General features: G+C 64.0%; 12 protein-coding genes. 6 read left to right on the top strand and 6 right to left on the bottom strand.

The genetic code is table 11. From position 1 onward, the window contains the following. Positions 1-10: 10 nt before the first annotated feature. Complete coding sequence (locus NKH73_RS00865) at positions 11-1,006, bottom strand: aldo/keto reductase (RefSeq protein ID WP_352926736.1); 996 nt, start codon at positions 1,004-1,006, stop codon at positions 11-13. A 96-nt stretch (positions 1,007-1,102) separates the two neighbouring features. On the opposite strand from NKH73_RS00865, the gene NKH73_RS00860 reads away from it, so the two are divergent. The 3 genes from NKH73_RS00860 (at position 1,103) to NKH73_RS00850 (ending at position 4,819) form a co-directional block, all read left to right on the top strand. Continuing rightward, positions 1,103-1,993 carry a LysR family transcriptional regulator gene (locus tag NKH73_RS00860; RefSeq protein ID WP_352926733.1) on the top strand — a complete coding sequence of 297 codons (891 nt, stop codon included), beginning with the start codon at positions 1,103-1,105 and terminating at the stop codon, positions 1,991-1,993. 154 nt (positions 1,994-2,147) lie between these two features. Beyond that, positions 2,148-3,134: a Gfo/Idh/MocA family protein gene (locus NKH73_RS00855; protein WP_352926730.1), complete on the top strand. Its 987-nt coding sequence runs from the start codon at positions 2,148-2,150 to the stop codon at positions 3,132-3,134. A gap of 26 nt (positions 3,135-3,160) precedes the next feature. Then, positions 3,161-4,819: an FAD-binding dehydrogenase gene (locus NKH73_RS00850; protein ID WP_352926727.1), complete on the top strand. Its 1,659-nt coding sequence runs from the start codon at positions 3,161-3,163 to the stop codon at positions 4,817-4,819. A 74-nt stretch (positions 4,820-4,893) separates the two neighbouring features. Here the strand turns inward: NKH73_RS00850 and NKH73_RS00845 are convergent, their stop codons facing one another. Next, positions 4,894-5,631: a GntR family transcriptional regulator gene (locus tag NKH73_RS00845; RefSeq protein WP_352926724.1), complete on the bottom strand. Its 738-nt coding sequence runs from the start codon at positions 5,629-5,631 to the stop codon at positions 4,894-4,896. A 111-nt stretch (positions 5,632-5,742) separates the two neighbouring features. Here NKH73_RS00845 and NKH73_RS00840 point away from each other — a divergent pair, with 111 nt between their 5' ends. From NKH73_RS00840 to NKH73_RS00830, 3 genes are all read left to right on the top strand, one after another. Beyond that, positions 5,743-6,279: an autotransporter gene (locus NKH73_RS00840; RefSeq protein ID WP_352926721.1), complete on the top strand. Its 537-nt coding sequence runs from the start codon at positions 5,743-5,745 to the stop codon at positions 6,277-6,279. Positions 6,280-6,738: 459 nt separating this feature from the next. Then, the gene (locus tag NKH73_RS00835) at positions 6,739-7,476 is read left to right on the top strand and encodes a DUF899 domain-containing protein (protein WP_352926718.1); all 738 of its coding nucleotides are present in this window, start codon (positions 6,739-6,741) and stop codon (positions 7,474-7,476) included. 144 nt (positions 7,477-7,620) lie between these two features. After that, the gene (locus NKH73_RS00830; RefSeq protein ID WP_352926715.1) at positions 7,621-7,902 is read left to right on the top strand and encodes a hypothetical protein; all 282 of its coding nucleotides are present in this window, start codon (positions 7,621-7,623) and stop codon (positions 7,900-7,902) included. A 92-nt stretch (positions 7,903-7,994) separates the two neighbouring features. Here the strand turns inward: NKH73_RS00830 and NKH73_RS00825 are convergent, their stop codons facing one another. From NKH73_RS00825 to NKH73_RS00810, 4 genes are read right to left on the bottom strand one after another with little or no spacing between them, the layout of a single operon-like run. Further along, complete coding sequence (locus NKH73_RS00825) at positions 7,995-8,936, bottom strand: alpha/beta hydrolase (protein WP_352926712.1); 942 nt, start codon at positions 8,934-8,936, stop codon at positions 7,995-7,997. Positions 8,937-8,982: 46 nt separating this feature from the next. Then, positions 8,983-9,765 carry a carnitinyl-CoA dehydratase gene (locus NKH73_RS00820; protein WP_352926709.1) on the bottom strand — a complete coding sequence of 261 codons (783 nt, stop codon included), beginning with the start codon at positions 9,763-9,765 and terminating at the stop codon, positions 8,983-8,985. Further along, on the bottom strand, positions 9,758-11,836 hold the full coding sequence (locus NKH73_RS00815) for an acetate--CoA ligase family protein (RefSeq protein ID WP_352926707.1): 2,079 nt from the start codon (positions 11,834-11,836) through the stop codon (positions 9,758-9,760). The genes NKH73_RS00820 and NKH73_RS00815 overlap by 8 nt, the downstream gene beginning before the upstream one ends. A 3-nt stretch (positions 11,837-11,839) precedes the next feature. Beyond that, positions 11,840-13,003: an acyl-CoA dehydrogenase family protein gene (locus NKH73_RS00810; RefSeq protein WP_352926704.1), complete on the bottom strand. Its 1,164-nt coding sequence runs from the start codon at positions 13,001-13,003 to the stop codon at positions 11,840-11,842. Positions 13,004-13,005: the final 2 nt, after the last annotated feature.

Below are 13,005 nucleotides of genomic sequence, written 5' to 3'. Positions count from 1 at the left end.
AGTCCGCCGTTTATCCGTTGACCAGCGCCAGCGCCGCTTCGGTGTAGCGCTTGCCAACAACCTTTTCCGGCGATAGCGCTTCGCCGATGGCCGCCACTTCGGCTTGGCTCAACGCAATCTGTGCCGCCGCGGCGTTCTGCTCCAGATGGCGGATTTTTCGCGCGCCGGGGATCGGCACGATGAAATCGCCCTGGTGCAGCACCCAGGCTAGCGCCAGTTGCGCCGGTGTCACGCCCTTCTCAGCAGCCATTGTCTCCAGCGTGGCGATAACAGCCGCATTGGCGGCCATGGCGTCGGCCTGGAAACGCGGCAGGGTGAGGCGCCAATCGCCGGCATCGAGAGCCTCTGGCTTAGCGATCGTGCCGGTCAGCAGCCCCCGGCCGAGCGGGCTGTAGGGAACGAAGCCGATGCCGAGTTCGCGGCAGACGGCAAACACCTCTTCTTCCGGATCGCGGCTCCACAGCGAATATTCGCTCTGCACGGCTGATATCGGATGCACGGCATGTGCCCGGCGGATGGTCGCCGCGCTAGCCTCCGACAAGCCGAGCGCGCGCACCTTGCCTTCGCGCACCAGCTCAGCCATGGCGCCGACCGTATCCTCGATCGGCACATTGGGGTCGACACGATGCTGGTAGTACAGGTCGATCACCTCGGTGCCCAGCCGCTTCAATGAGGCTTCGGCAACGGCCTTGACGTGTTCGGGACGGCTGTCGACGCCGGCCATGCGCTCGACGCCATTGCCTTCTTCCAGGATCTTGAAGCCGAATTTTGTCGCGATCGTCACCTGGTCGCGCACCGGCTTCAACGCCTTGCCGAGCAGGATCTCATTCTCGTAGGGGCCATAGACTTCGGCCGTGTCGAAGAAATTGACACCGAGCTCGACGGCGCGGCGCAGCGTGGCGATCGCGTCGGCCTCTGCCTGGCCGCCATAGCCGAAGCTCATCCCCATGCAGCCGAGGCCGACCGGATAGACGTCGAGTTCATTTCCAAGCTTGCGGGTTTGCATCACGTGTCTCCTTGTTGTGATGCAGCAGAGATAGTGCCTTGCACAGCGTTCGATAATCGGCTCTCATTTGCACGGGCTGTTCTAAAGAATAGATCAATGAACCGAACTCATCTTTCCCAACTTGCGGTGCTGGCAACCGTCGCCCAGTGCGGAAGCTTTCGTGGCGCGGCCAGGGAACTGGCCATTGCGCCTTCCGCAGTCAGCCACGCGGTTTCCAGCCTGGAAGCGCGTCTCGGCGTCCGGCTCCTGGCGCGCAGCACGCGCAGCGTCGCCCCGACCGAGGAAGGCGCACAGTTGCTTGAGCGGCTGAGACCGGCATTGTCCGAAATCGACCTCGCCCTGGAATCGGCGGTCGAAGCGCGCGACCGGCCGGCCGGCAATCTCAGGCTGACCGTGCCGCGCACCGCAGCCCATCTGGCGCTGACGCCGCGGCTCGGCGCCTTTGCATCGGCCTATCCCGACATCGTGCTGGAGATCGTCATCGAAGATCGCTTCACCGATGTGGTTGAAGGCGGCTTCGACGCCGGCGTCCGGCTCGGCGAGAGCCTGCAGCGCGACATGATCGCGGTGCGCATCGGGCCAAACCTTCGCGGCGCCGTCGTCGGCGCGCCATCCTATTTCTCGACCATGCCCAGACCGCGCCATCCGCACGACCTTGCCGGTCACCGCTGCCTTCGCTTCCGCTTCTCCAGCGGCATTCTCTACCGCTGGGAATTCGAGAAGGACGGCGAGGAGATCGAGCTCGCGGTGCAGGGGCCGCTGATCCTCGATGAGGATCATTTGGTCGCCAATGCGGCGGTCGACGGCGCCGGCCTTGCCTTCCTGTTCGAGGATTATGTCCGCGACGAGATTGCCGCCGGCCGGCTCATTCGCGTGCTGGACGACTGGTGCCCGCCCTTCGACGGTTTCTTCGTCTACTATCCGAGCCGCCGCCAGATGCGGCCGGCGCTCAGGGCCTTTGTGGATTTCTTTAGGATAACCGGATGAAGGCCGAGCCCTTGCAGGACCCAAGCTCTGCGGAGGCAGCGCCGGCATCCGGACAAGGCGCAGACGATCGCCTTGCTCGCTGCCACGCTCCGCATTGGCTTTTCTCCTGAATTCAGGCAAATCTCCATTCCTGCAATCGAGAGGGAGAAACCGGATGTTCCGATGGGGTGTTTTGTCGACGGCCAAGATCGGCCGCGAGCATCTTTTGCCAGCAATAGTCGAGGCGGAGAACGGCGTGCTGTCCGCCATCGCCAGCCGCGACCTGTCGAAGGCCCGTGCCCTGGCCGATCGTTTCGGCGCCCCCCATGCCTTCGGTTCCTATGACGAGCTGCTCGCATCCAAGGATATCGACGGCGTCTACATCCCGCTGCCGACCGCGCAGCATGTCGAATGGACCGCCAAGGCGATCGAAGCCGGCAAGCATGTTCTGGTCGAAAAGCCGCTGGCGCTCGATGCCAAGGACATTCCGCCGCTGATCAAGCTGCGCGACGCCAAAAAAGTGCTGGTCTGCGAAGCCTTCATGGTCGTCTACCACCCGCAATGGATCAAGGTGCGCGAGCTGATCGCCAACGGCGCCATCGGCCGGCTGCGCCATGTGCAGGGCGCGTTCTCCTATTACAATGTCGATCCCAAGAACATGCGCAACCAGCTCGACCTCGGCGGCGGCGCGCTGCCCGACATCGGCGTCTACCCGACGGTGTCGACGCGCTTTTCTACGGGCCAGGAGCCGCTGCGCGTCCAGGCGACGATCGAGCGCGACAAGACGTTCGGCACCGACATCTACTCCTCGATCCGCGCCGATTTCGGCGACTTCGAACTGTCGTTCTATCTGTCGACGCAGATGGCGGCGCGGCAGGTGATGGTGTTCCATGGCGAGAAGGGCTTCATCGAGGTGCTTTCGCCGTTCAACGCCGGCATCTACGACCATCATCGCATCGAGCTGCACAACCAGAACCACAGCGAGGCGCAAGTGTTCCGCTTCCCCGGCATGCAGCAATACCGGCTGGAGGTCGAGGCCTTCGCGCGGGCGGCACAGGGCGGTAAGGAGCGTGTCTTCACGCTGGAAGAATCGGTGCTCAACCAGAAGGTCATCGACGCCATCTTCCGCGCCGGCGAGAAGGAAGGCTGGGAGACGGTCTGACAATTCGTCAAGCCGGGGAGGAGAGAATGGCTGACGATGCCGATGTGATCATTGTCGGCGCCGGCCTTGCCGGCCTCGTCGCCGCGGCCGAGCTGGCCGAGGCCGGCAAGAAGACCATCATCGTCGACCAGGAGCCGGAACAGTCGCTCGGCGGCCAGGCATTCTGGTCACTCGGCGGCATCTTCCTTGTCGATTCGCCCGAACAGCGGCGCATGCGCATCCGCGATTCGTATGATCTGGCGCTCGAGGACTGGCTTGGCACCGCCGCTTTCGACCGCCCTGAAGATCTTTGGCCGCGCCGCTGGGCCGAGGCCTATGTCGGCTTCGCCGCCGGCGAAAAGCGCTCCTGGCTCATGCAGCGCGGCATGAAATTCTTTCCCTTGGTCGGATGGGCCGAGCGCGGCGGCGGCAACGCCATCGGCCACGGCAATTCGGTGCCCCGCTTCCACGTCACCTGGGGCACCGGGCCCGGCGTGCTCGATCCGTTCGTTCAGCGCGTGCGCGAGGCCGAGAAGAGCGGGCTAGTCAGCTTCAAATTCCGCCACCGCGTCAACGAACTGATCCGGACGGGCACTACTGTTGACGGCGTGCGCGGCGATATCTTGGTGCCGAGCGACATCGAGCGCGGCCGCAAGAGTTCGCGTGACATGTCAGGCGATTTCGAGCTCAAGGCGCAAGCGGTCATCGTCGCTTCCGGCGGTATCGGCGGCAATCCCGAGCTTGTCCGGAAAAACTGGCCGCAGCGGCTGGGAGCGCCGCCCAGGCGCATGATCTCCGGCGTTCCCGACCATGTCGACGGCCGCATGCTGGCGATCACCGAGGCGGCCGGCGGCAGCATCATCAACCGCGACCGCATGTGGCACTATGTCGAAGGCATCAGGAACTGGGCGCCACTCTGGATCGACCATGCCATCCGCATCCTGCCCGGCCCGTCGTCGCTGTGGCTCGACGCCCGCGGCAAGCGGCTGCCGGTGCCGCTCTATCCCGGCTTCGACACGCTGGGCACGCTCCGCCACATCATGGGCACTGGCTTCGACTATTCCTGGTTCATCCTGACCCAAAAAATCATCCAGAAGGAGTTCGCGCTGTCGGGCTCCGAGCAGAACCCCGATCTCACCGGAAAAAGCTGGCGCCAGGTGCTCGGCCGCGCCACATCAGGCGTTCCCGGTCCGGTGAAGGCGTTCATGGAGAAGGGCGAGGATTTCATCGTCGAGCCTGATTTGCCGGCATTGGTCGCCCGCATGAACGCGCTTGTCGGCGGCCAGCCGCTGCTTGAGCTGGCGCAGGTCGAGCGCGAAATCCGCGCTCGTGACCGGCAACTCGACAATCCGTTCTCCAAGGACATGCAGATCACCGCCTTGCGCGGCGCCCGCGCCTATCTCGGCGACCGGCTGATCCGCACGGCCAAGCCGCACAAGATGCTCGATCCCGCCAATGGCCCACTGATCGCGGTCAGGCTCAACATCCTGACGCGCAAGACGCTGGGCGGCTTGCAGACCGATCTCGACAGCCGCGTGCTGGATGCTGAGGGCCAACCGATCGAAGGGCTCTATGCCGTCGGCGAAGCCGCCGGCTTCGGCGGCGGCGGCATGCATGGCTATGCGGCACTGGAAGGCACGTTTCTTGGCGGCTGTATTTTTTCCGGCCGCAGCGCCGGTCGGGCGGCCGCGCGTGGGGTCGGGTGAAATGGCCCTGGCAGGCGGTCGTTGGCACTCCGGAGGGACTGTTCGCACCGGGCGAGGCTGCTAGATCGCCGGCCTTAGGCGAAGGGCTGAAGGTTGACTTCCTGAAGCTTGGAGCCCGCAAGCAAAGCCTCGAGCACCTGCTTCTTAAGAAACAGGCACTGCGAACGGGCAAGTTTGACGATGCCGGACACTTCGCTGACCTCGCAGGCATGGACCAGTTCCTGTTGCTGACCGATGATCAGCTCCGTGAAGTCGCGCGATTTGAATCCGAGATGGAGAACTCTCTCCGACTGGTCGAGTGTCTGGTCCAGGAGACGCGCCAGTCGTAAATTTCCCGAGAGCTCCGCAAGGGCAAGACGAAAGGCACGATCAGCCGCAAGGAGTGCGACGTGGCTGCGGAGCGTCTCCGGCTTCAGCACTTTTTTCGCTGCCAGCCTGACATCCTCGAGTCCCCGCTCCGTAATGTTTGAGGCAGCCACCCTGAACACTTCCGGCTCGATCAGGCTGCGGACATCGAAGATCTCATTGACGTCCCGCAAGGTCACCGCGGCAATGAGATACCCACGACGCGGCTCGCTTCTGATGAGCCCTTCCTGCATCAATCGGGCAAGTGCCGCACGGATCGTTGCTTTCTTTATCTGGTATCGGTCGCCAATCTGCTTCTCCGTGAGATTTTCACCAGGGCGTAGAACACAAGCGACAATGTCACTCTTCAACTGTTCATACGCCTGCTCGCTGCGGAGCACATCCGAGGTGGACAACGCCGTGGCCGTGCCGCCGGCGGACTGGGCAGATCTCGATCCGGCTGTCACTTTCGCTCGTTTCACTCTTTGGTCTAACTTTCCATTTGACGCTGGCGAAAGCGTTCGCTAGCCTGAGCATCTCAGAAATGTTAATTGAGCATCTCAGATGGGATAACTGATATGCCACTATCCGCCAACTCGCCTCTCTACGCCGTAATCAGGGATATCGTCAACGCCGCGCTGGATCCTGAACCGCTCAATGGAATTGAGGCGGTGCTGCGCGGCTACACCAATCGGTTTCATTCGCTGGGCACCCTCGTTCACGAAGAAGAAGACGACGAGGTGCTTCTGCATGCCAGCCGGAACCTGACGATCTATCACATCACGCTGTCGCCGGGCGTGCAGTACCCGCCTCACAACCACCTGATGGATGCCTTGATCGGCATCTATAACGGCGGCGAGACAAACTTTGTCTATCCGGTTGCAGGCGACGAGATCGATGCTCCGGAAAGGCAGGATTTCGCCGCGCCCGCCCTGGTGCATATGCCTCCGAATACGGTGCATTCAGTCGCCAATACCGGCAGCGCGCGTTCGGGCGCGCTCCATGTCTATCTGGGCGATCTCACACGAACCAACCGGCAGCTCTGGAGCCCGGAAAGTAATCGGGCCGAGCCCTTTGACAACGATCGCTATCTGGCCGGCGCGCGGCCCATTTAACAGTCCGTGTCCGGGCATGAATCGCGAGAGCCGTCGCAGGGTTTGATGCCTTCCGGCACGTAGCGGTCTTGCCTCATTTTCCGTCATTTCGGACAGAAATGCCGGCGCCGGATTGGACGCCAACGGGAGGGAAACAGCATGCCGCTTGAGCGCAGGAACGTGATGGATTCCAGCAGCCGTGCTGCCGCAGGCGCGTCATCGCGCGGGGCGACCCGCTTCAACGCGCCGAGAGGATCATCGGTCGCGAGTGCAAGCCTAGCTGCGGTTGACCGGCGGGTCATTCAGAAACGCGGCACACTTGTCACTCCCGCCAATTCGCCATCCGGCCCTCTCCTACCTCACGACCAGTAAGCAATACGTCGCGCCGGGAATGGTGCGGCGACAGACCGGCAAAGGAGAAGCACGATGACAGCACGTCCTAAAGGGACACGTAAGGAGGGCTCGGCGACGCGGGTGCCAATGAACACACCACCGATTGTTTCGCCGCAGGAATGGGAGGCCGCGCGCGAGGAGTTGCTCGTGAAGGAGAAGGCTCAGACCCGCGCCCGTGACGCGCTGGCCGCCGAGCGCCGGCGGATGCCGTGGATGGCCGTGGAGAAGATTTATGCGTTCGAAGGACCTGACGGAAAGGCCAGCCTGCTCGACCTTTTCGAAGGACGCCGTCAGCTGATCGTCTACCGCGCCTTCTTTGAGCCGGGCGTGTTCGGCTGGCCCGACCACGCCTGCCGCGGCTGTTCGCTTGGGGCCGATCAGGTCAGCAACCTCGCCCATCTGAACGCCCGCGACACCACCCTGGCGTATGTTTCGCGCGCGCCGCAGGCCGACATTGCGCGCCTGAAGGCGCGGATGGGCTGGAAAATGCCCTGGTACACCATCACCGACAGCTTCGATGCCGACTTCGGTGTTGACCAGTGGCACGGCCACAACGTGTTCATCCGCGACGGCGCGCGCGTGTTCCGCACCTACTTCATCAACACCCGCGGCGACGAGGCGATGGGGACCACGTGGAGCTACCTCGACGCGACGCCGCTCGGCCGCCAGGAGGTATGGGAGGACTCGCCCGAAGGCTATCCCCAGACGCCCACCTATAAGTGGTGGAACTGGCACGACAGCTACGTCGCAGACGCCGGCCCCGCCGATAAATGGGCCGAGGTGTCGGACGCCGGAGAGCAGGCGTTCCGGAACCGCAGCGAATAGTGTGTTGGATTTGGAGTTCCAGGGATTTTCGCGGCATTGCTGTTCAGGAACTCCAAATCCGAAACACACTGGCATCGTCACCCCGGCAGGGTGGGGCGCGCCGGAATTCTGCTGTCAACGGAACATTGATGCAGGAAAGAGAACATGAGCGAGATTCATGCAGGCGGATCCGCCGGCGGCGCGATCCGTAACGAAGACGCAAACCCGACCGCCCTTGGCGCAGCCGATTGGCTGCCCTTCGCTGCCGCGCCGACCTTCGCGATCATGGCGCTGCTGACGCTGCTTGGCGGGGCGCCCGATATGATCTGCTCCGCCGCGCAAGATGCGTCACCGCTGAGCGGAATGGTTCCGATGTATTTGCTCATGAGCGCCTTCCATTCGGCGCCCTGGCTGAAGCTGGTCTCGAACCGGCGACGCGGAAGATGAGAACAGGGCGGGCTCTCGTCGCGTTGAGGCCGAGGCGTGCCACGCCTTGATGATCTTCGGCACTCAACGGCATGTTTTTTGCGGTCTTACGCTCACCATATCCATTCGCCGCGTCCCAGAACCGACACCGCGCCGACGATCCGGGTGAAGCTCGAGCGGGCGCGGCCGATCATATGCCTGGCCCTGAGATAGCCATGCACCAGACCCGGCTCCTCCAACCAGTAGGCGTATCCCTCCGCCGCGACGATGCAGTCGCGGTAGGCCTCGCCGTCTGACGACAGCGGGTCGCATTGCGCGGTGATCAGCACGGTCGGCGGCAGATTGGCAAAATCGGCGTCGGCCAGCGGCGACAGAGTGAGATCGCCGGTGCGGTCCTCGCCGCCAGTCCTGATATTCGTGTAGAAATCGAGGTCGCGCACCGTCAGCATCGGCGCTTCGGCATGGGCCACGTAAGAGCCTTGCGAGCGGTCGCCACCGAGACCGGGATAGATCAGCACCTGGCCGATCGGCCTTCGCGCATGGCCGCGTGTTGCGTGGCTGACCGCAGCGGCGAGATTGCCGCCGGCGCTGTCGCCGCAGAGCAGGATCGGGCGCTTGTAGGCCGTCGCCGCCCATTCGAAGGCGCTGATGGCATCGTCGAAAGCGGCCGGGTGAAGATGTTCCGGGGCCAGCCGGTAGTCGACCGAGACCACCTCATAGCCGGTGCGGGCGCAAAGCTCGGCGCAGAGATCGTCATGGCTGTCGAGCCCGCCGAGGATAAAACCGCCGCCATGGAAATAAAGCACCATCGCCGCCGCTTCCGGCGCCGGCGTCCGGTAGACGCGGATCGGGATGGGATGCGAGGGCGTGGCAATGGCGGTGGTTTCAGCCGTGACATTGTCTGGGTAGCCGGCAAAGAACTCGCGGCACATGCGGTCGTAGATGTCGCGCTGCTGGTCGATCGTGGTGTCGATCGTATCAGGCGGATAGTAGGAATTGGTCCGCTCGATGAAGGCCCATGTCTCGGCGTCGATCAGCTTTCGGTAGTCGGTCACAGGAACTCCTTACCTCCCCATCGAGGAGAGCGTAAAAGTGGAGCCACTACTTCCCCTTCCACACCGGGTCGCGCTTTTCGGCAAAGGCGCGAAAACCCTCGAGATTGTCCTCCGAGCCGTACAGTGCGTCAACCGTCGGCAACTGCCGGCGCGTGACCTTGTTCATCGCATCCTGGAAGGTCAGCGCCTCGGCAACCCGCGCCGTCTCCTTGATCGCGGCGAAGACCAGCGGCGGGCCGCCGGCCAGCAGCCGTGCGATCTCCCAGACGCGGTCCTCGAGCCTGTCCTTTGGCAGCACCTCATTGACCAGGCCCCAGCGATGCGCTTCGGCGACATCCATCCAGCGGCCGGTGAGCAACAGATCCATGGCGACATGATAGGGGATGCGCTTCGGCAGCTTGATCGTTGCCGCATCGGCAAGCGTGCCGGCGCGGATTTCGGGCAGCGCGAAGGAGGAATGATCCGACGCGTAGATAAGGTCGCAGGACAGCGCCAGCTCGAAGCCGCCGCCGACCGCCATGCCGTTGACGCAGGCGATAACCGGCTTGTTGAGGTCGCGCAGTTCCTGCAGCCCGGCGAAGCCGCCGACGCCATAGTCACCGTCGACCGCGTCGCCGCCGGCCGCTGCTTTCAGATCCCAGCCGGCGCAGAAGAACTTGTCACCGGCGGTTTTGACGATGGCGACGCGCAGACCCGGATCGTCGCGGAACGCCTTGAACGTCTCGCCCATCAGCCGCGAGGTCTTCAGGTCGATGGCATTGGCCTTGGGCCGGTCGAGCGTGACTTCGAGGATGGTGCCCTCGCGGCGGGTGGTGATGACGTCAGACATTCTTTTTCTCTCCCAGCACCAGCAGCGCGTCGGCGATCCAGGCGCCCTTGCCTTGCGCGCAGACGATCAGCGGGTTGATGTCGAGCTCCTCGATCTCGCCGGCATTCTGCTGCACGAAGGCGGCAATGCCTGCTATCGCATCGATGGCCGCCGCGACATCGGCTTTCGGCCGGCCGCGATAGCCTTCGAGCAGCGGGAACAATCTGAGCCCGCGCAGGGCCGCCTCGATGTCGTCGCGGGTTGCCGGCAGCATCAGCGTGACGCTGTCGCGCAACAACTCGACCAGCACGCCACCGGTGCCCAGCGTCATCACCGCGCCGAACATCGGGTCGCGGGTGAAGCCGACAAGCAGCTCGGCGACGCCGTCGCGCACCATGCGCTCGACATAGAGGCCGGTGCCGAGCGGCTCGAGATCATGGGCGGCGGTGCTGACGGATTCGGCATCTCTGAGGTTGAGCCGCACCGCGCCGAGTTCGGATTTGTGGGTGACGCCCAAAGCCTTCAGCGCCACCGGGAAGCCGAGCGCCATCGACGAGATCACCGCCTCGACGGCATTGCCGGCGCGTTCGCCCCTGGGCACGGGAAGCCCGGCCTCGATCAGCCGCGCCTTCGCCTCGGCCTCGTCGGGTGTGGCATGGTCGCCGGCCGGTGCGCCGGAAGCAGACGTGTCGATCGGTTGCGCCTGCGGTTGGCGCCACGCCCAGCCGATAAAGGCTGCCGCCTGGGCGGCGTCCATGGCTTCGGAAATGCCGAACAGCGGCACCATGCCGCGTGCCATCAGCCCGGCGGTGTATTCCTCGGGCAGGTTCTCCGGCAGCGACGAGACGATCGCACCCTGCGCCTTGTTGGTCTTCAGCGCCGCCTCAAAAGCGCGCAGCGTCCCCCACCAGTCGGTGTCGGAGCAGCGGTCGGGACGGGGAAAATCGAGCACCAGCATGTTGAGGTCGAAGCCACCCGACACCATGGCGGTGAAGGTGGCGGTCATCGCCGGCTCGTTGTTCCAGATGAAAGTGTGGTAGTCGAGCGGGTTGGCCACCGCAACCAGCGGCCCGAGCGTCGATTTGACATGGGCGCGGTGCGTGTCGGTCAGAACAGGGAAGTTGACCCAGCGGCCTTCGGCGCTGTCGGCCATCACAGAGGCTTCGCCGCCCGAACAGCTCATCGACGACAGCCGGTAGCCGGGCAGGGGTCCGGTGACATGCAGCAGCTTCAGCGCCTCGATGAAGGCCGGGATGGAATCGACGCGGGCGATGCCGAGCCGCTTCAGGAAGGCGCCCGAGGCGGCGTCGGAGCCGGCAAGCGAAGCAGTGTGCGACACCGTCGCTTGCCGCGCCTGCTCGGATCGACCGACCTTCATCGCGATGATCGGCTTCCTCAACTCCCGCGCCCGCGCGGCCAGCCTTTCGAAGCCGGCTACTGAATCGAAGGCCTCGATATGCAGGCCGAGCGCAGTGACGCGGTCGTCCTCGATCAGGCCGAGCGCCATCTCGGAAAGCCCGGTCTGCGCCTGGTTGCCGGCAGTCATCAGGAAGGCGATCGGCAGGCCACGCTTCTGCATCGTCATGTTGATGGCGATGTTGGACGACTGGGTGATGATGGCGACGCCCTTGCTATCCTCGGCCAGCCGGATGCCGCCATGCTGGTCGGGCCATAAAAGCGCGCCGTCGGCATAATTGATCAGGCCGTAGCAGTTCGGCCCGATGATCGGCATCCGGCCGGCCGCTGCGACCAGTTCGGCCTGCAGCCGCTCGCCATCCTCGTCATAGGCCTCGGTTTCGAGAAAGCCGGCGGCAAAGCAGACGGCGCCGCCGGCGCCGCGCTCGGCCAGCGCCTTGACCACCTCGATGGTCAAATGCCGGTTGACCCCGATAAAGGCAGCGTCCGGCGCGCCGGGCAGGTCGGCCACCGAGCGATAGGCCTTGCGCCCGGCGACCTCGTCCTTGGTCGGGTGCACTGGCCAGATCTCGCCGGCAAAGCCCATCTTGATCGATTGTGCGACGACGGCAGCCGCCTGCGCGCCGCCGAACACGGCAATGGAGCGTGGACGCAGGAGACGTTCGAGCCTGTGCATTGATCAGGCTCCGAACGGGCGCAGCAGCGCCCGCGAGATAATGTGGCGCTGGATTTCCGACGTGCCTTCCCAGATGCGCTCGACGCGGGCGTCGCGCCAAATGCGTTCAAGCGGCAAATCGTCCATCAGCCCCATGCCGCCATGGATCTGGATCGCCTCATCGGCAACGAAGGCGAGCATTTCGGTGGCCTTCAGCTTGGCCATGGCCATGTCCTGATCGGTGACGGTGCCCTGATCGTACTTCCAGCCGGCTTCGAACACCATCAGGTCGGCGGCCTTCAATTCGGTCGCCATGTCGGCGAGCTTGAACGACACGCCCTGGAACTTGCCGATCTGCTGGCCGAACTGTTGGCGCTGCGCAGCATATTCGATGGCATGGCCAAGCGCCCGCTCGGCGCGGCCAAGGCAGGTCGCGCCGACCTGCAGGCGGGTTGCGCCAAGCCATGAATTGGCGACGTCGAAACCCTTGTGAACCTCGCCGAGAACTTGGGCTCCCGGCAGCCGGCAATCGTCGAATTCGAGGATGGCATTGGTGTAGCCGCGATGCGACACGTTGCGGTAGCCGTCGCGCACGGCAAAGCCCTTGGTACCCTTGTCGACGAAGAAGGCGGTGATCTTCTTGCGTTTTCCACGCGAAGTTTCTTCCTCCCCCGAGGCCATGAAGACGATGGCGAAATCGGCGAGATCGGCATGGCTGATGAAATGCTTGGTGCCGTTCAGCACCCAGTCGTCGCCATCCTGCACGGCGGTCGCCTTCATGCCGCGCAGATCGGAGCCGGCGCCCGGCTCGGTCATCGCCAGGCAGTCCCATTTCTCGCCGCGAATGCAGGGATAAAGGTATTTTTCGCGCTGCTCTGGCGTGCCGGCCAAAAGGATGTTGGAGGGCCGCGCCACGCAGGTCCAATGCAGCGCGTAATTGGCACGGCCAAGCTCCTTTTCGTAGAGCAGCCAGGTCACCGTATCGAGCCCGGCGCCGCCGACATCCGCCGGCATGTTGGCGGCATAGAGCCCGGCTTCGATCGCCTTGGCCTTGATCTCCTCGATGAGCTCGCGACGCAGCACGCCGGTACGTTCGACTTCGCGCTCATGCGGATAGAGTTCGTTCTCGACGAAGGCGCGCGTCGTCTCGACAATCAGTTTCTGTTCTTCCGAAAGACCAAAATCCATGG

It is taken from the genome of Mesorhizobium sp. M0938, from assembly GCF_040319125.1.
Taxonomy (GTDB): domain Bacteria; phylum Pseudomonadota; class Alphaproteobacteria; order Rhizobiales; family Rhizobiaceae; genus Mesorhizobium; species Mesorhizobium robiniae.
This window is presented reverse-complemented; position numbering and strand designations above follow the sequence as displayed.